This is a genomic window from Mycobacterium barrassiae, from assembly GCF_025822765.1.
Classification (GTDB): domain Bacteria; phylum Actinomycetota; class Actinomycetes; order Mycobacteriales; family Mycobacteriaceae; genus Mycobacterium; species Mycobacterium barrassiae.
The window spans coordinates 169,093-188,511 of the sequence record NZ_JACKUK010000023.1 but is presented as its reverse complement, the minus strand read 5'-3'; the positions used below and the strand labels follow the sequence as shown (position 1 = coordinate 188,511).

Below are 19,419 nucleotides of genomic sequence, written 5' to 3'. Positions count from 1 at the left end.
CGAAATCGCTAAAGAGTCAAGAGCATTCGGGTGTTGCCGAGGATGTTCGGTTTGACGTAGGACAGGTCGAGGAACTCGGCCACACCGGTGTCATACGAGCGGCACATCTCCTCGTACACCTCCGCGGTGACCGGGGTGCCGTCGATCTCCTTGAACCCGTGTCGACTGAAGAACTCGATCTCGAAGGTCAGCACGAAGATGCGTTGCAGGTGCAGTTCGCGCGCCACGTCCAGCAAGCGGTCGACGATTGCGTGCCCGACGCCGTGGCCCCTGACCTTTGGGTGCACCGCGACGGTGCGCACTTCGCCGAGGTCGGACCACAACACGTGCAGCGCGCCGCAGCCGATCAGCTCGCCGTCGATCTCGGCGACCCAGAACTCCTGGACTGCCTCATAGAGCGTCACCAGGTTCTTCTCCAGCAGGATCTTGCCGGAATAGATGTCGACCAGAGCCTTTATCGCTGGTACGTCTGACGTCCTGGCCCGCCGTACGGCCACCCGTGCGGGATCCACGCTCACACGTGGAGAGTATCGGTTTGAGCAACCGATATTCTGTTGCGGTGCCGGGCGAACCCACGACTGATCCAGTCGTTCCACGTGCCCGGGTGGCGAACATCGCCAACATGCTCACCGGAGTGCGACTGGCGCTGGTGCCGGTGTTCCTCGTGGTTCTCTTCGTCGGTGACGGCCACGAAACATTCTGGCGGATAGCCGCATTCATCGTGTTCACCGTGGCGGTGATCACGGACCGGTTCGACGGCGCGCTGGCGCGCAGCTACGGAATGGTCACCGAATTCGGCACACTCATCGATCCGATCGCCGACAAGGCCCTCATCGGCGCGGCGTTGATCGGCCTGTCGATGCTGGGCGAGCTGCCGTGGTGGGTGACCGTTGTGATCATGACGCGCGAGATCGGCATCACGGTCCTGCGCTTCGCGGTCCTCCGCCACGGCGTCATCCCGGCCAGTCGCGGCGGGAAGCTGAAAACGCTCGTCCAGGGCGTCGCCATCGGGCTGTTCATCCTGCCGCTGTCGGGCCCCTGGCTGATCGCGGCCTGGGTTGTGATGTGGGCGGCCGTGATTCTGACGGTCATCACCGGCGTGGACTACGTCGTCTCCGCTATTCGCGATTCGCGTGCCCGCCCCGCCGCCTGCTGAAGCCCTGAACTGCGTTTTCTGTCCCAACGGCAGCGATCTGCGCGATCCGGGAACCCGTCGCGTGGTTTCGGCGTTGCCCTATTACAGAGCCCACCCACCGAAGGACCTTCTTGGAAGGGGAGCACGATGACGGCATTGCTGCGCGAGGTGATCGGCGACGTTCTGCGCCGTGCCCGCACCGAGCAAGGCCGCACCCTGCGCGAGGTGTCCGATGCCGCACGGGTCAGCCTCGGCTACCTCTCGGAGGTCGAGCGTGGCCGCAAGGAGGCCTCCAGCGAGTTGCTCAGCGCCATTTGCACTGCGCTGGACGTGCCGCTGTCCCGGGTGCTCTCCGAAGCCGGTGACGAGATGGGCCGTGAGGAACTCGCCGCATTCGAACGCGAATCGGTCGGCGCGGCCAACATCGATGCCGCGACCAAGGTTGTCATTCCGCAGGTTGTGTCGATGGCGGTGGCCTGAGCGGTGTAGGTGCGGCAAGGGTCATCGACCCGATAGATTGGGCTGCACGGTAAGCCGGCGGCCCACGGCCGAGACAACGACAGACACGAAGGCGGAACGAACCGATGGCCAATCCGTTCACCAAGGCGTGGAAGTACCTCATGGCGCTGTTCAGCTCCAAGGTCGACGAGTATGCCGATCCGAAGGTGCAGATCCAGCAGGCCATTGAGGAGGCCCAGCGCCAGCACCAAGCATTGACGCAGCAGGCCGCGCAGGTCATCGGTAACCAGCGTCAGCTGGAGATGCGGCTCAACCGCCAGCTCGCCGATATCGAGAAGCTCCAGGTCAACGTCCGTCAGGCGCTCACGCTCGCCGATCAGGCGACCGCCGCAGGCGATGCCACCAAGGCCACCGAGTACACCAACGCCGCCGAGGCGTTCGCCGCGCAGCTGGTGACCTCTGAGCAGAGCGTCGAAGACCTCAAGACCCTTCACGATCAGGCGCTGCAGGCCGCAGCACAGGCCAAGAAGGCCGTCGAACAGAACGCCATGATGCTGCAGCAGAAGATCGCCGAGCGCACCAAGCTGCTCAGCCAGCTGGAGCAGGCCAAGATGCAGGAGCAGGTCAGCGCGTCGCTGCGGTCGATGAGTGAGCTGGCGGCACCCGGCAACACGCCGAGCCTCGACGAGGTGCGCGACAAGATCGAGCGGCGCTACGCCAACGCGATCGGATCGGCGGAGCTGGCGCAGAACTCGGTTCAGGGCCGCATGCTCGAGGTGCAGCAGGCCAGTGTGCAGATGGCGGGTCATTCGCGACTCGAGCAGATTCGCGCGTCCATGCGGGGCGAGCAGTTGCCCGCCGGAGGCTCGGCGGCCACCGCACCCGCAACGCCGGCAACCAACCCCCAGGCGACACCGGAAAACCCGCTGTCGCAATAACTTCCGTGAGGACGAGCAGTGAATTCGCGAGCGAGTAGACCGGAGGCTTGGCGCTCGTTGGCTCAGCGCGGTGTCGACACCGCAGCCGAGTGGTCGGATGTGCTGGCCGAAAAGCTCAACGCCGCAGCGGATCCACGTGCCAAGTTGTTGCGGAAACGCCGCTGGGCGCTGCGGCTGACCGTGTTCTTTGCGGTGTCGACGGTGTTCTGGATCGGTGTGACCGGACTGTTGTCGGCGTGGGAGACACCGTTCTGGGCGTTGTTCATCCCAGCCCCCATCGCGGTGGGCGCCGCATTCCTGGCGACGCTGTCGTTCCTGCGTTATCGCTGGCTGCGTCGTGAGCCGTTGCCGCCGCCACGCTCGAGGGCCGCGCGCCGCCTTCCGGCGTGGGGTTCGGCCGCCCGCCAGCCGATGGCCGCACTGGCGGCCTCTGAGCGGAGCCTGCACTCCCTGCTGGGTGTGATGGAGCGAGGCCGGATGCTGCCGTCCGAAGAGCTTCGGGAGCTGACCGAGGCGGCCAATCAGACCGCCGCGACGATGACCGCCACCGCCAACGAGGTGGTGTCCATGGAACGGGCGATCAGCTCCGCACCACAGTCGCGTGCGTATCTGGCCCCCACCATCGCGGCCTTCACCGCGCAGCTGGAGCACGGCAGCCGTCAGTACAACGAGATGGTGACAGCAGCAGCGCAATTGGTGTCGGCGGCCAACACCGGATCGATGTCGAGCTCACCTATGGTGCAGCAGCGCTACCGCAGCGAGCTGTCCAACGCCACGGACCGTCTCCTCGGCTGGGCGCAGGCCTTCGACGAGTTGGGACACCTGCGCCGGGCCTAGGCGCAGCGCACCCCCAGCTGCTCAGCGACGAATTCGGTCGTCAGGCGGTGCCACTTGTCGACGTCACGCAGCAGATAGTGACCCGCATCCGGAAGTCCCAACCACCGCGCGTCGACGCCGCGTTCACCAGCTCGCCGGGTCTGTGTTCGTGAGGAGCGCGGATCGGTCCAGCTGTCGGCGGTGCCGTGCAGTGTCAGCAGCTTGCTCCCGGCCGGCACCAGATCGGCGTCGTTGAGCGGCCACCAGGGTGCGAGCGCGACGATTCCGGCGACCTCACTTCGTGCCGCGAGATGCACTGCGACACGGGCGCCCATCGAATGGCCGACCAGCACCACGGGACGGGAATCGATATCGCGCTGCATGGTCTGTAGTGCGGTTTCCGCGTCGCGAAGGGCATCGAGGTCGGGACTGTTCCAGCCCCGCTTCCGATACTGCACCCGCCGCACCTTCACCGAACTCCCCAGGCTGCGCCGCAGCGACCAGGCCAGCCATTCCATCCGCTGATTGGCCAGCTGCCATACGCGTGCGGCCGAAGTGTCCCGAGGTTTGCCGCCCGGCAGCACCAGCACGCCGCCGAGCAGGTTGTCTTCACGTCCCACAATGGCTATTCGTCGCCATCGCCTTCGCGGATGGGTAGCTAGACGTCGTGTGAACTGGACGGCCCCGTCCGGGGTCCGTAGCGCTCGATGTACGCCTGATGGATGTGGGCGTTCTTCTTGCGGGAGAGTTCGTCGACCAGGCCCGGGTCCAGACCGTGCTTACGCAGCATGTGGCGGCGCCACACCTTGTTGAGCGCGTGCGAGAAGAACACGAACGGGATCAGGATCGGCAGCGTCATGGACAGGTGAACGTCCAGCGTGGTCGGGATGAACCAGAAGGGGAGCAGGATCACGAACGCCGGGATGAAGACGCGGGTCATCATGCGGACCGTCGCGCCCTTGCCTGCCAGGTCGTTACGCACCCAGTCGTGCATCGACGCCGGCAGGCGCCGGCCGTAGCAGTAGCCGATGTATTCGACCAGGTTGGGCCGGGTGCGGGCGGTTTCGGTGCTCATAACGAGCCCGAATAATATCAACCGCGCTGGTTACAGCGTCGCGCGCAGCGAGGGGAACACCGTCGCCGCGATACCCCGCACCGTCCCCTTGAGAAAGTCGAGCGTATCGAAATAGTCCCGCCACAGGGTGATTCGGCCGCCGTGTACCTCGAACACCCCGCACACCCAGAACTGAATGCGCAGCGGTCCGAACACCATGGCGTCGGTGCGCTCGGTCAGTACCGCGTTGCCCTCGGCCGCGATGCGGTGAATCTTCACCTCGAAGCCCATCCGGCCCTCTGCGCGTCGCATCAGGCCGACGATGCGTTCGCGGCCGCGGATGGTGGGGAAGCCGACGTTCTGCCACTCGATGTGGTCGGCCAGCGAGCGGTCCAGCGTGTCGAAGTCCTGGTCCTGGAGTGCGTAGAGAAACGTCTCGACCGTGCGGACGTTGTCGATGTCGGTTCTCACTTCGGAAGCCTGGTCGGTCATGTCCTCAGCCTATGGTGTGGCGCTGTGGCATGGTAGGCCGAATGCGCGTCGCGGTCGTTGCCGGACCCGATCCCGGGCACGCTTTTCCGGCCATTGCACTGTGTCTTCGCTTTCGGGCCAACGGGGATTCGCCGACGCTTGTCACCGGCACGCAGTGGCTGGCGACGGCGACAAAGGCCGGGATCGACGCGGTCGAGCTCCTCGGGTTGGACGCCACCGAGGAGGACGACGACGCCGACGCCGGGGCCAAGATCAACCGACGGGCCGCGCGGATGGCGGTGCTCAACAAGCCACAGCTGGCAGAGCTGGCGCCGGATCTGGTGGTGTCGGACGTGATCACCGTCGCAGGCGCGTTCGCCGCCGAGCTGCTCGGCCTGCCGTGGGTCGAGCTGAACCCGCAGCCGCTGTATCGGCCGTCGAAGGGCCTGCCGCCGATCGGCAGCGGGCTGGCGCCGGGCGTCGGCATCCGGGGCAAGATCCGCGATGCGGTGCTGCGTGCGCTGTCCGCCCGGTCGTGGCGCGAGGGGTTACGGCAGCGTGAGGAGGCGCGAGTCGAGATCGGTTTACCCGCCGTCGATCCCGGTCCGCGACGACGGCTGATCGCCACGTTGCCTGCGCTCGAGCTACCGCGACCGGACTGGCCGCCGGAGGCCGTGCTCGTCGGCCCACTGCACTTCGAACCGACCTCGTCGACGCTGGAGATTCCGGTCGGCTCAGGACCTGTGGTGGTTGTCGCGCCGTCCACCGCGAAGACGGGCACAAGCGGCCTTGCCGAGTTGGCGCTGGACACGCTGACACCGGGGGAGGTGCTCCCCGAGGGGTCGCGGGTGGTGGTGTCGCGGCTGGAGGGCCCCGATGGTCCGGTGCCGCCGTGGGCGGCGGTCGGGCTCGGCCGTCAGGACGAGCTGCTGTCGAAGGCCGACGTGGTGATCTGCGGCGGCGGGCACGGCATGGTGTCGAAGACGCTGCTGGCGGGCATCCCGCTGGTGGTGGTTCCCGGCGGGGGTGATCAGTGGGAGATCGCCAATCGCGTTGTGCGGCAGGGCAGTGCGCGCCTCGTCCGGCCACTGACCGCGGAGGCGTTGGCGTCAGCGGTGGCCGAGGTGCTGTCGTCCCCCCGCTACCGCGAGGCCGCACGCAGGGCTGCGGCGACCCTTGCCGATGTCGAAGATCCGGTACGGGTGTGCCATGAAGCACTCGCGGGTGAGGCGTAAATTGGCGCCGTGCGGTTGACGGAATTCAACGAACTTGTCGAGGCGCAGTTCGGTGCGGTGCGCGCGTCGTCGATGCTCGTCGACCACGTGCTGACGCGACTCGATGGGCGTACCGCCGCGCAGGCCATCGAGGACGGCGTGGATCCACGCGAGGTCTGGCGCGCGCTGTGCGCGGATTTCGACGTCCCGCGCGACCAGTGGTGACCCGGCGCCCGCTCAGGAGGCGGCGCTTCGGACGGTGTTGACCAGGTCGAGGGTCGTCTGCGTCGCGTTGGCGAGGGCATCGGTGTCCGTATGGCTCAACGCCCCGCACACCCAATCCCAGTGTGCCGACACGGTTTCCCCAGGGTTCGGCGGCGGGGCGAGCGACTGCCCGTCCTTGCGCCACCGCACTGTCTCGATGCGGGGCGCCCCGAGCGCCAGCGCGCCGTCGTCGAACGACAGTGGGCGAGAGACGATGTCGGTGTGATCTCCCGCGACGGAGTCGACAACCCCCCAGCGTATGCGGCAGTCCTGCATGACCCGCAACGGCGTGGCCGGGTCGCGATCCAGGAACCGGATCCACGGGTAGACGACGAAGACGTGAAAACTGTGGTGGGCCAACACGTGTGCGCGGTCGGGCAGATCAGCGAGCAGTCCGGTGATCTGGCCGGTGAAGGCGCGACGCAGGCGGGACAACAGTTCGGCGGGATCGACCTTGTCCAGCAGCGGTCCGCCGACCCAATAGCTGCGTACGACGTCGTCGTCGAGCGGATCCGACACGCCTGCGGCCTCCGCGATGGCCTTCAGGTACGGCCACGCACCGTCGAACTCGTGGGCATGGGTGGCGAGGTCGGGGTGGGCGACCTCGGCGGGGCCGCAATACCCCAATTCGTTTGGTGGATAGGCGTAGCAGGCAAAGGTTTCGGGCCCGCTCATTCAGCAGATCCGCGGTAGTTGTTCACCGATGGGCAGGTCGACGACGCGGGTGCCGCCCAGCGCCGTCCTGGCGGACACCATTCCGGGATGCTCGGCGACACAGCGACCGATCACCGTCGCGTGAGCGCCGAGCGGATGCGCCCGCATGGCGTCCAGCACACCATCGGCATCATCGGCTGCGACGAATGCGAGCAGCTTGCCCTCGTTGGCCACATACAGCGGATCGAGGCCCAGCAGCCCGCAGGCGTCGCGGACTTCGGCGGGGATCGGGAACGCCCGCTCGTCCAACGAGATTCCGACGCCGGCGGTCCTGGCGATCTCGTTGAGTGTCGCCGCGACTCCGCCCCTGGTGGGGTCGCGCATCGTGTGAATGTCGGCACCCGTGTCGATCATCGCGGCGACGAGCCCGTGCAGCGGTGCGGTGTCACTCGCCACGGTGGTGCCGAACTCCAACCCCTCGCGGCAGCTCATCACCGCGACGCCATGGGTGCCGATATCGCCGCTGACGATGACCACGTCACCCTCGGTGGTGCGCTGCGGACGGATGTCGGCGCGTTCGTCGACAAGGCCGATCCCGGTGGTGTTGATGTACACGCCGTCGCCGTGGCCGGCGTCGACCACCTTCGTGTCGCCGGTCACCAACTTCACGCCGGCCGCCATCGCCGCCGTTCCCACAGCGTGTGCGACGTGGGCGAGTTCATCGAGCGGCGTGCCCTCCTCCAGGATGAACGCCGTCGACAGCACCACCGGCTGCGCCCCCGCCATCGCGAGATCGTTGACGGTTCCGTTCACCGCCAGATCGCCGATCGTCCCGCCGGGGAAAACCAGTGGTTTGACCACGAAGGAATCGGTCGAGAAGGCAAGCCGCACATCGCCGATCGGTAGCACCGCGGAATCACCCATACCCGCGTCGGCGGCCGAACCGAAGGCGGGCAGAAACAGGTGCTCGATGAGTTCGGCCGACATCGCCCCGCCGCCGCCATGCCCCATCACGATGTTCGGTGCATTGCGCAGGGGGGCAGGACAGACCCAGGCCTCCATGTCGATGGTGGCGCCGGGCTCGGTGGGGAAGTCAGGCATTCGACACCTCCAGCCGCCGGTACAGGTAGTAGGCGGCGCACGCGCCCTCCGACGAAACCATCGTGGCGCCAAGAGGATTACGCGGTGTGCACAGTGTGCCGAACGCCCCGCACTGGTGCGGTTTGATCAGGCCTTGAAGGACCTCACCTGATCGGCACACGTGCGATTCCTCGGTGTGGATGTGGGTGACGGAGAATCGGTGCTCGGCGTCGTAGTCGCGGTAGGCGTATGAGAGCCGCCAACCGCTGCTCGGGATCATGCCGATCCCGCGCCACGACCGGTCGGTCACCTCGAAGACATCCAGCAGCATGGCCTTGGCCGCGGAATTCCCCTCGGCCTGTACCGCCCGCGGATACGCGTTTTCCAGTTCGTGGCGACCGGATTCCAGCTGAAGCACCGTGCGCCGAATGCCTTCGAGGATGTCCAGCGGCTCGAATCCGGTGACGACGATCGGTACGCCGTACTTGTCGCACAGCGGCGGATACTCCTCGGTCCCCATCACGGTGCAGACGTGACCGGCCGCGAGGAAGGCCTGCACGCGGCACGTGGGTGATTCCATGATCGCCGAGATCGCGGGCGGCACGAGGACGTGGGAGACCAGCAGTGAGAAGTTCTCGATGCCGTTGCGTTTGGCTTGATAGACGGTCATCGCGTTGGCGGGTGCGGTGGTCTCGAAGCCGATTCCGAAGAACACCACCTGCTTGGCGGGGTTCTCCTTGGCGATCTTCAACGCATCGAGGGGCGAGTACACGACCCGTACGTCGCCGCCCCGGCTCTTGACGCCGAACAGGTCCGTCTCGCTGCCGGGAACCCGCAGCATGTCGCCGAAGGAGCAGAAGATCACGTCGGGACGGGCCGCGATCTCGAGGGCCTTGTCGATGATCTCCAGCGGCGTCACGCAGACGGGGCAACCGGGCCCGTGAATCATCTCGATGGTGTCCGGCAGCAGCTGGTCGATGCCGTGGCGAATGATTGAATGAGTCTGTCCACCACAAACTTCCATGATCGACCACCGCTGACTGGTCGCGGCCTTGATCTCGTCGACGAGACGGCCCGCGAGTTGGGGGTCGCTGAATTCGTCCAGGTACTTCATGGCTTCACCTCGGTATTTCCGTTAGTGGTCGGGTTGTCGAGACCGGCCTGCCTGGCGGCCAGCTCGAAACCATCGGTGAACTCCTCCTTCAGCACGCCGAGGTGTTCGAACTCCGCGAGTGTCCGCATCGCCGATTCCTCGTCGAGCCGCTGAAGGGCGAAACCGACATGGACGACGACGTATTGGCCGACCTCCGCGTCGGGTATGTACTCCAGGCAGACGTCCTTCTTGATTCCGCCGAAATCGACGACCGACATCAAGGTGCCGTCACGGTCGTCGATACTGACGATCTTCCCCGGTACCGCCAAGCACATCAGCGGCCTCCCTTCCTCATGAGGAATTCCCCACCAACAGTTGGCCCAGCGCGATCCCACCGTCGTTCGGTGGCACCGAGCGGTGCGTGATCACGTCGAATCCGTTGTCCCGCAACCCACGCATGGTCAGGCGCAGCAGGAGAGCGTTCTGGAACACTCCGCCCGACAGTGCGACGGTGGGCGTATCGGTGACCACTGAGGTGGCCAGTCGAACGATCAGCTCCGCAACCGCGCGGTGGAACCGGGCGCCCACCACACCGGCGGACACGCCCGCCCGGGTGTCGGCGACCACAGCGGCGATCACGGGTGCCGGATCGATCACCACCGGCATGCGGTCGGGGTCGACGGCGAACTGGTAAGCGGCTGTGCCGCAATCGGCGACGCGGGACAACCCCTCCAGTTCGATGGCGGCCTGGGCTTCGTAGGCGACCACCTGGCGGACATCGCACAACGCCGCGACGGCGTCGAACAGCCGTCCCATGCTCGATGTTGGAGCGCTACCCAAACCGGTCTCGAGCTGGTGTGCCAGGACGCGCTGCTCATCCTGCGGGCACGCCCGCACCGGCGCCAGGTCACGATCCCAGCCCAAACCGGCGGCCCACAGGTGCGCCAGCGCCATCCGATACGGCCGCAGCACGCTGATGTCCCCACCGGGTAACGGCACGTACTTGAGGTGCGCCAGCCGCCGGTAGCTCTTGTAGTCGGCGAGCAGCACCTCACCACCCCATACGGCGTTGTCGGGTCCATAGCCGGTTCCGTCGAAGGCGAACCCGAGAACCTGCCGCGATCCGTCCATACCGTGCTCGGCCATGACAGCAGCGATATGTGCGTGGTGGTGCTGCACGGTCCGGACCGGACGGCCCGCGGCATTGCGGTGCGCCCAGGCGGTCGACCGGTACAGCGGATGGGCGTCGGCGACAAGCACGTTCGGTGTCACCCCGGTGAGTTCCTGCAGGTGTTGCCGCGCGGAGTCGAACGCCGACAGCGTTGCGAGATCGTCCATGTCGCCGATGTGCTGGCTGAGCCAGGCGTATTTACCCTCGGCGACCGCCAGCGTGTTCTTGAGGTCGGCGCCGACGGCGAGCGTCGGCGGTACGGCCGCAGGCAGCGCGACGGGCAGCGGTGCGTATCCGCGCGAGCGCCTCATGGGCAGTTCGCAGTACTGGTCATCGGCGTCGTCGATGCGGACCATCCGCAGGACGGAGTCATCGCAGGGGACCAGGATCTCCCGGTCGTGCATCAGCCACGCATCGGCCAGCTGCGAAAGCCGTTCCAGCGCATCGGTGTCGGCGAAGCAGATCGGCTCGCCGCCGAGGTTGCCCGAGGTCATCACCAGCGTTACCGGGCCGGGTTCGTCACCGGGCAGCCCGAACAGCAGCGCATGCAACGGCGTGTAGGCAAGCATGACGCCGAGGTCGGGATTGTGTGGGGCCACCGATGCCGCCACCGGCGCGGCCTCCCGGCGCGGTACCAATACGATCGGCCGTTGGGGACTCGACAGCAGCCGTGCCGAGCCGGCATCGACATCGGCGAGGTCATACGCCGACTCCAGGTCTGCCACCATGACTGCGAAAGGCTTGTCGCCGCGCCGCTTTCGTCTGCGCAGCTCGGCCACGGCGCGCTCGTTGGCGGCGTCGCAGGCGAGATGGTATCCACCGATGCCCTTGACCGCGACGATCCCGCCGTCGGTCAGCAGCCGCCGTGTCTGTCGCAGCGCTGCCTCGGATTCGGCCACGCGGCCGTCGCCGTCTTGATAGCGCAAGGTGGGGCCACACTGCGGACAGCACACCGGTTGGGCGTGGAAACGCCGATCGGCCGGGTCGTGGTATTCGGCGGCGCAGTCATCGCACATGGGGAACGGCGCCATCGTCGTCGATGCGCGGTCATAGGGGAGCGACGCGATGATCGTGAACCGCGGTCCGCAGTTGGTGCAGTTCACGAAGGCGTGTCGATAGCGGTGATTCCCCGGATCACGCTGCTCGGCAGCGCATTCGGCACACATCGCGATGTCGGGAGAGGCCAGCGTGCAGCCCTCGGTCGATCGTGAGGTGTCCGCGATCGTGAACCCGGTACCGCCGACAACCGGAATATCTCGAGTCTCGATCGATTCGACGACGGCCAACGGTGGCGGCCGGTCGTGAAGGCGGTCGAGGAAATCGGCGATCTGGGCAGTGTCACCCTCGACCTCGATCACCGCGCCCGAGCTGTCGTTGCGTACCGATCCCGACAGGCCGAATGCCGCCGCGCACGCGTAGACGAACGGTCGGAAACCCACCCCCTGAACGACGCCGTGCACGCAGACGCGGAGCCTGTGCCTGCCGGTCATCGCGAGACCTTGGGAATCTCACCGGGATTTCCGATTTCGGGACCGCTACCCATCATCTTCAGCCCGGCGAGCGCGGCGTCGGCACCGGCCTTGTCGGTCTTCTCGACGACGAACCCCATGTGGATGATCACCCAGTCGCCGGTATCGAACGTCTCCTCGGGCAGCATGCCGACGTTGACTTTTCGGTTCTCGCCAGCGACGTTGACCAGGGCGAGCTGGTCACCGTAGCCCTCCAGCATCCTGACGACCTGCCCCGGGATTCCCAGACACATCGGTCAGCCCTCCGCGGGGGCCGCTGCACGGGCAGAAAGTTCGGCCAGTACGTCGTTGATGGCCGCGACAGCCGCAGGCACTGCCGCGGCGACCGGTTCCGACAGCCCCATACCGTCCTCGATGCTCTCGACTTCGCAGCCGACGACGATCGTCCGCGGCGCCGCACCACCTAGCGTGTTGAGGGTGGCGAACACGGCCGACGGGTCCATGCTGTGCGCTTCGAGACCAGCAGTCGGGGAAAGGGTCTCGTGATCCGCCTCGAATACGTGCAAGGTGCCCGGTGTGCCGCGACTGGGCAGCGCGTCGACAAGGACGAGTGCGTGCCACTCGTCGAGGAGGTCGTAGGCCAGGTGCATGCCCCTGATTCCGTAGTCCACTACACGCACGTCGGCGCCGAGCGAGTGCCCGGCGACATGGCGCAGCACCTCGGGTCCGAAACCGTCATCCCCGAGGAAGATGTTGCCGATCCCGGCGACCAGGATGCGGTTCATCTGGTTGACGAACTCCCAACTACATGTTGCGCATCTTCATGTACCGCCGTACATCTGGGAGGGAGCGGAGCCCGACCACCACTCCACCGACGATGACCGCGGCGATGACACCGGTTGCGACCCAACCAATTGCCTCCATCATGAACTCCTATCTGGGCTGACTACTCTTGTTTCGATCGGTTCGACTTCGTCCGGCATGAAGTACAGGTAACGGCCGTAAGAGTCGGGCATTTCGACGTCGGGATCGTCCTCGACGATGACGCCCACGTACTGCTGGCCGTCGACATCCTCGTGCACTGAAGTGACTCGGGCGCTCTTTCCCGCGAAGAAGATGTCCTGCGCATCGGCGCGCCGTGACGGCCGCAGGCGAACTCGGCAACCTGCCGACACACGCACACCGTTGACCAGTACGGCGTCGAGGTCGGGGCGAACGGCGGTGTCGGCCACCGGATCCCACCAATCGACACCTTCCGGGACTTCCGGGATCAGGCCGGCTGACCTCATCTGCTCATCCAAGGCGTCGAGTCGCGGGTCGTGTCCGGGTTCTGGGCCGTGGGGGTTGCGCAGGACGCCATGCAGCTGCGCGAGTGCGTCGGGTGACATCGAGTCGCACCGGTCGATGATCGCCGCCGCGAGCGGGTCGGTGGCCCGTGCCTGAGCCTTCTCCTCGTCGGTCATCGTCATCACGCGAAGGGTGAGCAGTTCGTCGATCTCCGTGGAGTCGTACAGCGCACCCTCGCTCTGTTCGGCGATCTCCGGGTGGTCGTAGAGGATGATCGGCGAGATCAGCAACAGGTCGTGTTCGCCCCGCCGCCCGGCGAGCACCGGGAAGCAGCGGTGCTGGTGGAGTCGCGACACCGCTTCCACAGCGGATTCTGGCGGCTCCAGCAGTGAGATGAACTCCCCGCCAACCACTTCCGCGATGACGTGGGTGCCGATCAGCGATGTGGCGATGGCCCTGTCCTTGTCGGTTGCCTCCGGGCCGGTATTCCGAATCGCCATGCTGACCCGGAAGAGGTCGTCGACGCGTTCGGCGGCAACCATCAGTTCGGCGTTGACGGCGGCTCTGGTGCGGACCAGCCGACCGCCGTCGATGCTCTCGGCGTCGCTGCCGTCAGCAGCCTCCACCCGCAGACTGAGCGGCCGCGGGAGATCGTTGAGATCGAAGGGGCCGAAAGACAGTTCGCGCTCCACTGCCTCGTCCCACGTGACCCATGACTGCGAGCCGCTGATCAGTTCGTCGACCGGCTCGAAAGTGCCGCCACCGATGTCGCGTTCGGCGCGGCGGTGCTGCAGCTGCAGAAAGCGCACGACGAGTGTCAGCTCGCCGGCGCCGTCGACCAGGAACTGCGCCGACAGGCTGTCGTTCTCGCCGATGCCGGCATCCGATGCGCCGGGTGGTCCGAGCACCCCGAACTGCCAACGGGATTGGTTCTTGGCCGACGTCGCGCGATAGGGGTAGAGCAGGTAGCCCTCGTAGAGCACGGCGTCGGCGATGGCGCGCGCTCGCTCCCAGCCGCGCCTCACCGGACCTCCTCGGGCGCAGGGGTGGGTGGCGTCAGTTGCGGGGCCTCGGCGAGCAATGTGGTGATCGCATCTTCGAAGTCGAGCATTCCACGTGCCGACTTGTAGGCAGCCAGCGCGGACACGGTGCCATGCCCCAGACGCACCCATCCGGTGTTGGGGTAGTGGATCCGAACGAGGTCGGTCCACACCGACGCCGGCATGTCGTGCCGGGCTTCGCATTCCCACGGCACCTGGCGAACCGAGAAGCCGCGGTCGCCCGGCATGAACACCGTTCCGCTGAACAGGAACAGCAGGGGAACGGCGCCGTCGCGCAAGGCGTGCAGATACTTCGATGCCGTGACCTCGTAGTCGTAGGTGCACTCCAGCGGCAGCGAAACCTCGGTGGCACCCGTGAAGCCTTGGACCATGGCGGTGCTGTGCTGCCACAGGAACGTGCGTTGGGTGTTGGCCCAGCGCTCGCGCGGCCCGAACAGGTCGAGCAGGCCAGCGGCCTCGTCGTCGGAGTAGGGCCGCCGCAGTGGTTGGATACGGATCTGACAACGCAGGGCGATCGCCTGAATCGGCTCGTCGTCACCGGCTGTGATGGCGACGCGCGCGAGCAGTCGCGGCGTGACCGAAAACTGCTCTGCGGCCACGTCGACGACGGTGAACGTCAGACTGCTCACCCCGACGCCACCTTGCTGCGCGCCCTGATCCACTCGAAGAACTCGTCGACGAACTCCCGGACTTCGTGGCCGCCGTCGAAGCCGCGCCACAACATTCGCAGCCTGCCCACGAACTCGTAGCACGCGTCGATGGGGACCAGATAGCACTCGGCCGGTGCGTCCTGTTCGGGATCCGCATGGTCGCCGTCGGGGACTCGTACGAGCAGGGCCTCGACATCGTCGGCCAGCATGGCAAGTCGGTTGTCGGCGCCGCTGATCGAACTCCACGCGTCGAGGTTCAGTTCGGACTCGGTGGCACCGGCCGGGCCCGGATAGAAGGCGACTGTCTTGTCCATCTCGGAATTGTGGAAAAAGAACGCCAGCCCGACCGGTATCTGGAGCGCTTCCCAGGCCCGACGATCCAACACGAAATCGGAGAAGGTGAGATATCGATCCGGCACCGCCCGGTAGCGGAGCTTGGCGTGTGGATCGGTGAACAGCAGATAGCAGGCGCGGCATGTGCACATCAGTTGGCGCGCCGACACATTGACGACGTGCTGGTGCTCGTCGGCGATCGGCTCGGCGCACATCTCGCAGCGTTCACCGGCCGGCTGCACGGGCGGCCTGTTGGCCCGGATTCGGGACAGGACGTCGAAGGCGGTTGCATCGGCCATCACGTCACCCCGGTCGCCTCGACGTGCACCGCGACCGAAAGAACCCCGTCGCGACGGAGCAGGGGGATCGGGTCGAGGTGCGGGTGAGCGGTCGTATCGACGGTGCCGTTCACTCGTGTGCCGTTTACCGAGGCGCCTGCGTGCACGACGTCGAAATGTGCGTGGCAGTGCGGACAACGCAGGACCGCCTGGCCGACGGGTGCGCCCATCGGTCGGTGCAACGCGGCGCCGGCCATCGAGTCGTGGCATTGGCCGCACCGATCGTGGTAGGCGTACAGCTCGTCGCCGACCCGGCAGGCCAGGATCGGTACTCCGGCGATCAGGAATCCGCCGACCTCGCCGTGGCGAAGACCCTCGATCTCGGGAAGTGGATGCCACGCGCCGCTGTGCATGGTTCCCGCGGCGTGTACACGGCTCAGCAGAGAGTCGGCCGAGATCAGACCGGACGTGCTGGCCGAATCCGCGGCGACGACCTCGATCGCCGCGATCTCGGGTGCGGCGGCACGCACAGCGTCTTCGACGGCGAACTCGAGCGTGACCGCCGACGACGGACAGCTCTTGCAGCTGCCCGCGAACTGCAGACGAACCACCGGGCCGTCCTCGCCATCGACCACGTCGAGCAGGGCGACGTCGCCGCCGTGGGAACCGAGATACGGCCGGACGCTGTCGAGGGCGTCCTCGATCCTGCGCTCCACACCATGGGGGTGAAGTCCGTGGACGAGCATGAGACTCGCGACGAGTTCGTCGGCCGCGAATCGATCGACGAGGTCCGGTTCCGCTTCGGCGGTGATGGCGACGACCCGAGCGAGCGCCGCCCCGTAGAGGTCCGTCAGTTCGAGCGCGAGCAGTTGGGTCCGCTCGTGCACGACCGTCCCGCTGCTCGCACTGGCGTCCAGCAGGGTCTGAATCCGGTCACCTGCTGAACGCCACCGTGTTTCGTCGTCGAGTGCCTCCGGGTCTTGATGTCCAGTCGAGGCCATGTACTACTCCCCAGTGACGGACTGGGTCGGTGAGTGCAGCTTCTCGAGTGTCTTGCCCTCGCCGAGATACATGTGCACGCCGCACGGCAGGCATGGGTCGAAGCTGCGCACCGTGCGCATGATGTCGATGCCCTTGAAGTTGTCCCGATCGTTCTCCTCGAAAATCGGCTGCCCCTGCACGGCGTCCTCATACGGTCCGGGAGTTCCGTAGCTGTCGCGTGGGTTGGCGTTCCACGGTGTGGGCGGATACGGATGGTAGTTCGCGATCTTGCCGTCGCGGATCACCATGTGGTGGCTGAGCACACCGCGTACCGCCTCAGTGAAGCCGCAACCGATCGCCTCGTCGGGCACCGTGAACTTCTCCCAGGTCTTGGTGCGCCCCGCCCTGATCTCCGCCAGAGCCTTCTCGGAGAAGTGCAGCGCACAGGCCGCCGCGTAGGCCTGGAAGTATGTCCGCGCCCGGTTGCGCTCGATGGTGTTGCTCCCGTGCTTCGGGATCTTCCATTCCAGCGAGACCGGGCCCTTGAGCGCGGTTTTCGGCAGATTGATCTGCACGCTGCTGCCGGTCGACTTGACGTAACCGATGTCGACGAGCCCGGCCAGCGCGGTGCTCCACAGCCGCGCGAGCGGACCGCCGCCGGTGTCCAGCGCCAGGTGATCCGTGCCGTCGAACCAGCGCGGCGACATGACCCAGCTGTACTTGTCGTCCATATCGCGTTTCTGCGGCCGGGGATTGGTGTGCTGGTTCCAGGGATGGCGCCGATCGACCGGATTGCCCAGCGGATCGGTCTTGACGAACATCTCCTGGTCGGTCCAGTCGTCGTAATACGAACTGCCCAACAGGATCCGGATGCCGAGATTGATGTCCACCAGGGAGTGGGTGACCAGCTTGCCGTCGACGACGACACCCGGCGTGACGAACATCGCGTCACCCCAACGCTCCATGTCCCGGTAGGCGAAGTTGCACACCTCCGGATCCTGGAACGAACCCCAGCACCCCAGCAGCGTGCGGCGCAGGCCGACCTGCTCGTAGCCAGGGAGGGCGTCGTAGAAGAAGTCGAACAGGTCGTCGTGCATCGGCACGACCTTCTTCATGAACTCGACGTAGCGCATCAACCGGCTCATGTAGTCGGTCATCAGCTGGATGGTGGCCACCGTGCCCACGCCACCGGGATACAGCGTGGAGGGGTGAACGTGCCTGCCCTCCATGAGGCAGAACATCTCTCGCGTCCAGCGGCTGACGACGAGGGCCTCACGATAGAACTCGCCCGTGAACGGGTTCAGCGCGCGCATGATGTCGGCGATGGTGCGGTAGCCGTGGGCGTCGGAGTTCGGCGCCAACGTGTTCTCGGCCTTGGCCAGCACCCCGGGATTGGTCTCGGAGACCATCTTCTCGCAGTAGTCGACGCCTACCAGGTTCTCCTGAAAGATGTTGTGGTCGAACATGTATTCCGCGGCTTCGCCGAGGTTCATGATCCATTCGCCGATATGCGGCGGCTTGACGCCGTACGCCATGTTCTGCGCGTAGCACGAGCACGTGGCGTGGTTGTCACCGCAGATGCCACAGATGCGGCTCGTGATGAAGTGTGCGTCGCGAGGGTCCTTGCCCTTCATGAAGATGGAGTAACCACGGAAGATCGACGAGGTGCTGTGGCACTCGACGACCTCGCGATTCTCGAAATCGATCTTGGTGTAGATGCCGAGACTTCCGACGATTCGGGTGATCGGATCCCACGACATCTCGACGAGCGTGCTCGGGTCCCTGTTGGTGTGCTGGGGTCCGGGAACTGTGGTTGTCATTGAGTTTTGCCTTTCGCCTGCGACGCGCAACTACCAGGTGCGCTTCGCTCCTGTCGTCAGTTCCTTGCCCCGATGCCGCCACCTCGGCTCCTTGTCGACGGTCTGCCCGGTGATGTGGCGCAGATTGCGAATCACCGAGCCGTACAGGCCGGAGGCGGCTGTGGAGATCTTTCCGCCCGGCGGTTCGTCCATGAAGGGCATGAACTTGTCAGGGAAGCCCGGCATCGTGCATCCGATGCAGATGCCGCCGACGTTCGGGCAGCCGCCGACACCGTTGATCCAGCCGCGCTTCGGCACGTTGCACTTGACCACAGGACCCCAGCACCCAAGTTTCACAATGCATTTGGGTGAGCCGTACTCGGTTGCGAAGTCACCTTGCTCGTAATAGCCAGCGCGGTCGCACCCCTCGTGCACCGTGTTGCCAAAGAGCCATTGAGGTCGCAGCGCGTCGTCCAGCGGGATCATCGGCGCCTGACCGGTAGCCATGTACAGCAGGTAGGTCAACGTCTCGGAGAGGTTGTCGCCCTGGATGGGGCAGCCCGGCACGCACACGATGGGAATGCCGGCCTTGCTCTTCCAATCCCAGCCGAGGTAGTCCGGCACGCCCATCGCGCCGGTCGGATTGCCCGCCATCGCGTGGATTCCGCCGTACGTCGCGCACGTTCCCACGGCCACGATCGCGGTCGCCTTCGGCGCCAGCCGGTCGAGCCACTCGCTGGTGGTGATCGGCTGGTCGGTCGACGGGTCGTTGCCGAACCCGCACCAATACCCCTCCTGATGCAGGTCCTCGTTGGGAATGGACCCCTCGACGACCAGCACGAACGGTTCCAACTCCCCGCGGTCGGCCTTGAAGAACCATTCGAGGAAATCGTCCGCGCCGCCCGTGGGTCCGCATTCGAAGTCGATCAACGGCCAGTGCACCGCGATTTGAGGCAAACCGGGAAGTGCTCCGAGCGCGATCTCCTCGATGGTTGGTTGGGTGGCGCCTGTCAATGCCACGGAATCGCCGTCACAACTGAGACCGGCGTTGATCCACAGAACGTGGATCAGGGTTTGTTCCGCTTTTTGGGCAGCTTCTGTCGGCATGCTTGCGGCTTTCCGGGACCCCGGGCTGGGAGTCCCTGGCGGCGCAGGAGTCGACTTTCGGCCCACTTGCGCGTCGCTAAACCTGGGTTTACTCCCGTCAAAGTG

At 66.0% G+C, this 19,419-nt stretch carries 24 protein-coding genes; 6 read left to right on the top strand and 18 right to left on the bottom strand.

The features are described 5' to 3' along the window. Positions 1–8: 8 nt before the first annotated feature. Entirely contained in the window at positions 9–518 is a 510-nt protein-coding gene (locus tag H7J93_RS11235; RefSeq protein WP_267306366.1) for an amino-acid N-acetyltransferase, read from the bottom strand. Between the two features lie 41 nt (positions 519–559). Between H7J93_RS11235 and pgsA the strand changes: the two genes are divergently transcribed. The 4 genes from pgsA (at position 560) to pspM (ending at position 3,369) form a co-directional block, all read left to right on the top strand. Then, entirely contained in the window at positions 560–1,156 is a 597-nt protein-coding gene (gene pgsA / locus H7J93_RS11230) for a CDP-diacylglycerol--glycerol-3-phosphate 3-phosphatidyltransferase (protein WP_267306365.1), read from the top strand. A 126-nt stretch (positions 1,157–1,282) separates the two neighbouring features. Beyond that, on the top strand, positions 1,283–1,615 hold the full coding sequence (gene clgR, locus H7J93_RS11225; RefSeq protein ID WP_267306364.1) for a transcriptional regulator ClgR: 333 nt from the start codon (positions 1,283–1,285) through the stop codon (positions 1,613–1,615). Between the two features lie 104 nt (positions 1,616–1,719). Further along, complete coding sequence (pspA, locus tag H7J93_RS11220) at positions 1,720–2,532, top strand: phage shock protein PspA (RefSeq protein WP_267306363.1); 813 nt, start codon at positions 1,720–1,722, stop codon at positions 2,530–2,532. Between the two features lie 18 nt (positions 2,533–2,550). Beyond that, positions 2,551–3,369, top strand: coding sequence for a phage shock envelope stress response protein PspM (gene pspM, locus H7J93_RS11215; RefSeq protein WP_267306362.1), 819 nt, complete (start codon positions 2,551–2,553; stop codon positions 3,367–3,369). Here the strand turns inward: pspM and H7J93_RS11210 are convergent. From H7J93_RS11210 to H7J93_RS11200, 3 genes are read right to left on the bottom strand one after another with little or no spacing between them, the layout of a single operon-like run. Continuing rightward, positions 3,366–3,968, bottom strand: coding sequence for an alpha/beta hydrolase (locus tag H7J93_RS11210; protein WP_267306361.1), 603 nt, complete (start codon positions 3,966–3,968; stop codon positions 3,366–3,368). The two genes, pspM and H7J93_RS11210, sit on opposite strands and share 4 nt — an antisense overlap. Positions 3,969–4,006: 38 nt before the next feature. Continuing rightward, positions 4,007–4,423 (bottom strand): DUF5313 domain-containing protein, encoded by a 417-nt coding sequence (locus tag H7J93_RS11205; RefSeq protein WP_267306360.1) that lies wholly within the window; start codon positions 4,421–4,423, stop codon positions 4,007–4,009. Positions 4,424–4,453: 30 nt separating this feature from the next. Continuing rightward, positions 4,454–4,894: a limonene-1,2-epoxide hydrolase family protein gene (locus tag H7J93_RS11200; protein ID WP_267306359.1), complete on the bottom strand. Its 441-nt coding sequence runs from the start codon at positions 4,892–4,894 to the stop codon at positions 4,454–4,456. Between the two features lie 41 nt (positions 4,895–4,935). Here H7J93_RS11200 and H7J93_RS11195 point away from each other — a divergent pair, with 41 nt between their 5' ends. After that, complete coding sequence (locus H7J93_RS11195; protein ID WP_267306358.1) at positions 4,936–6,108, top strand: glycosyltransferase; 1,173 nt, start codon at positions 4,936–4,938, stop codon at positions 6,106–6,108. 9 nt (positions 6,109–6,117) lie between these two features. After that, positions 6,118–6,312, top strand: coding sequence for a DUF3046 domain-containing protein (locus H7J93_RS11190; protein WP_267306357.1), 195 nt, complete (start codon positions 6,118–6,120; stop codon positions 6,310–6,312). A gap of 12 nt (positions 6,313–6,324) precedes the next feature. Here the strand turns inward: H7J93_RS11190 and H7J93_RS11185 are convergent, their stop codons facing one another. From H7J93_RS11185 to H7J93_RS11125, 14 genes are read right to left on the bottom strand one after another with little or no spacing between them, the layout of a single operon-like run. Continuing rightward, positions 6,325–7,026 (bottom strand): DUF6390 family protein, encoded by a 702-nt coding sequence (locus H7J93_RS11185; RefSeq protein WP_267306356.1) that lies wholly within the window; start codon positions 7,024–7,026, stop codon positions 6,325–6,327. After that, a complete protein-coding gene (gene hypE, locus H7J93_RS11180; protein ID WP_276021798.1) occupies positions 7,027–8,106 on the bottom strand; it encodes a hydrogenase expression/formation protein HypE in 1,080 nt (359 codons plus the stop codon). After that, the gene (hypD, locus tag H7J93_RS11175; protein WP_267306355.1) at positions 8,099–9,199 is read right to left on the bottom strand and encodes a hydrogenase formation protein HypD; all 1,101 of its coding nucleotides are present in this window, start codon (positions 9,197–9,199) and stop codon (positions 8,099–8,101) included. The genes hypE and hypD overlap by 8 nt, the downstream gene beginning before the upstream one ends. After that, positions 9,196–9,513 carry a HypC/HybG/HupF family hydrogenase formation chaperone gene (locus H7J93_RS11170; RefSeq protein ID WP_267306354.1) on the bottom strand — a complete coding sequence of 106 codons (318 nt, stop codon included), beginning with the start codon at positions 9,511–9,513 and terminating at the stop codon, positions 9,196–9,198. Before H7J93_RS11170 ends, hypD begins: the two co-directional genes overlap by 4 nt. A 16-nt stretch (positions 9,514–9,529) precedes the next feature. Then, positions 9,530–11,839, bottom strand: a complete 2,310-nt coding sequence (hypF, locus tag H7J93_RS11165; protein ID WP_267306353.1) for a carbamoyltransferase HypF — start codon at positions 11,837–11,839, stop codon at positions 9,530–9,532. Further along, positions 11,836–12,111, bottom strand: coding sequence for a HypC/HybG/HupF family hydrogenase formation chaperone (locus H7J93_RS11160; protein WP_267306352.1), 276 nt, complete (start codon positions 12,109–12,111; stop codon positions 11,836–11,838). Before H7J93_RS11160 ends, hypF begins: the two co-directional genes overlap by 4 nt. A 3-nt stretch (positions 12,112–12,114) precedes the next feature. Beyond that, positions 12,115–12,603: a hydrogenase maturation protease gene (locus H7J93_RS11155; protein ID WP_267306351.1), complete on the bottom strand. Its 489-nt coding sequence runs from the start codon at positions 12,601–12,603 to the stop codon at positions 12,115–12,117. A 19-nt stretch (positions 12,604–12,622) separates the two neighbouring features. Beyond that, complete coding sequence (locus H7J93_RS29425) at positions 12,623–12,742, bottom strand: DUF6893 family small protein (protein WP_372507850.1); 120 nt, start codon at positions 12,740–12,742, stop codon at positions 12,623–12,625. Next, positions 12,742–14,130 carry a hypothetical protein gene (locus H7J93_RS11150; RefSeq protein WP_267306350.1) on the bottom strand — a complete coding sequence of 463 codons (1,389 nt, stop codon included), beginning with the start codon at positions 14,128–14,130 and terminating at the stop codon, positions 12,742–12,744. Before H7J93_RS11150 ends, H7J93_RS29425 begins: the two co-directional genes overlap by 1 nt. Further along, complete coding sequence (locus H7J93_RS11145) at positions 14,127–14,795, bottom strand: DUF6084 family protein (protein WP_267306349.1); 669 nt, start codon at positions 14,793–14,795, stop codon at positions 14,127–14,129. Before H7J93_RS11145 ends, H7J93_RS11150 begins: the two co-directional genes overlap by 4 nt. Continuing rightward, positions 14,792–15,448, bottom strand: a complete 657-nt coding sequence (locus H7J93_RS11140) for a DUF5947 family protein (RefSeq protein WP_267306348.1) — start codon at positions 15,446–15,448, stop codon at positions 14,792–14,794. Before H7J93_RS11140 ends, H7J93_RS11145 begins: the two co-directional genes overlap by 4 nt. Further along, positions 15,448–16,428 carry a NifU family protein gene (locus tag H7J93_RS11135; RefSeq protein WP_267306347.1) on the bottom strand — a complete coding sequence of 327 codons (981 nt, stop codon included), beginning with the start codon at positions 16,426–16,428 and terminating at the stop codon, positions 15,448–15,450. The genes H7J93_RS11140 and H7J93_RS11135 overlap by 1 nt, the downstream gene beginning before the upstream one ends. A gap of 3 nt (positions 16,429–16,431) precedes the next feature. Next, positions 16,432–18,228: a nickel-dependent hydrogenase large subunit gene (locus H7J93_RS11130; protein ID WP_267306346.1), complete on the bottom strand. Its 1,797-nt coding sequence runs from the start codon at positions 18,226–18,228 to the stop codon at positions 16,432–16,434. A gap of 30 nt (positions 18,229–18,258) precedes the next feature. Beyond that, on the bottom strand, positions 18,259–19,314 hold the full coding sequence (locus H7J93_RS11125; protein WP_267306345.1) for an NADH-quinone oxidoreductase subunit B family protein: 1,056 nt from the start codon (positions 19,312–19,314) through the stop codon (positions 18,259–18,261). Between the last annotated feature and the right edge of the window lie 105 nt (positions 19,315–19,419).

What these genes read in the sequence shown, in the direction of transcription:
- H7J93_RS11170 (WP_267306354.1), bottom strand. Translation starts at nt 9,513, where the DNA reads ATGTGCTTGGCGGTACCGGGGAAGATCGTCAGTATCGACGACCGTGAC.
- hypF (WP_267306353.1), bottom strand. Translation starts at nt 11,839, where the DNA reads ATGACCGGCAGGCACAGGCTCCGCGTCTGCGTGCACGGCGTCGTTCAG.
- H7J93_RS11125 (WP_267306345.1), bottom strand. Translation starts at nt 19,314, where the DNA reads ATGCCGACAGAAGCTGCCCAAAAAGCGGAACAAACCCTGATCCACGTT.
- H7J93_RS11185 (WP_267306356.1), bottom strand. Translation starts at nt 7,026, where the DNA reads ATGAGCGGGCCCGAAACCTTTGCCTGCTACGCCTATCCACCAAACGAA.
- H7J93_RS29425 (WP_372507850.1), bottom strand. Translation starts at nt 12,742, where the DNA reads ATGGAGGCAATTGGTTGGGTCGCAACCGGTGTCATCGCCGCGGTCATC.
- hypD (WP_267306355.1), bottom strand. Translation starts at nt 9,199, where the DNA reads ATGAAGTACCTGGACGAATTCAGCGACCCCCAACTCGCGGGCCGTCTC.
- hypE (WP_276021798.1), bottom strand. Translation starts at nt 8,106, where the DNA reads ATGCCTGACTTCCCCACCGAGCCCGGCGCCACCATCGACATGGAGGCC.
- H7J93_RS11155 (WP_267306351.1), bottom strand. Translation starts at nt 12,603, where the DNA reads ATGAACCGCATCCTGGTCGCCGGGATCGGCAACATCTTCCTCGGGGAT.
- pspA (WP_267306363.1), top strand. Translation starts at nt 1,720, where the DNA reads ATGGCCAATCCGTTCACCAAGGCGTGGAAGTACCTCATGGCGCTGTTC.
- H7J93_RS11130 (WP_267306346.1), bottom strand. Translation starts at nt 18,228, where the DNA reads ATGACAACCACAGTTCCCGGACCCCAGCACACCAACAGGGACCCGAGC.
- H7J93_RS11140 (WP_267306348.1), bottom strand. Translation starts at nt 15,448, where the DNA reads ATGGCCGATGCAACCGCCTTCGACGTCCTGTCCCGAATCCGGGCCAAC.
- H7J93_RS11160 (WP_267306352.1), bottom strand. Translation starts at nt 12,111, where the DNA reads ATGTGTCTGGGAATCCCGGGGCAGGTCGTCAGGATGCTGGAGGGCTAC.
- H7J93_RS11205 (WP_267306360.1), bottom strand. Translation starts at nt 4,423, where the DNA reads ATGAGCACCGAAACCGCCCGCACCCGGCCCAACCTGGTCGAATACATC.
- H7J93_RS11135 (WP_267306347.1), bottom strand. Translation starts at nt 16,428, where the DNA reads ATGGCCTCGACTGGACATCAAGACCCGGAGGCACTCGACGACGAAACA.
- H7J93_RS11200 (WP_267306359.1), bottom strand. Translation starts at nt 4,894, where the DNA reads ATGACCGACCAGGCTTCCGAAGTGAGAACCGACATCGACAACGTCCGC.
- clgR (WP_267306364.1), top strand. Translation starts at nt 1,283, where the DNA reads ATGACGGCATTGCTGCGCGAGGTGATCGGCGACGTTCTGCGCCGTGCC.
- H7J93_RS11195 (WP_267306358.1), top strand. Translation starts at nt 4,936, where the DNA reads ATGCGCGTCGCGGTCGTTGCCGGACCCGATCCCGGGCACGCTTTTCCG.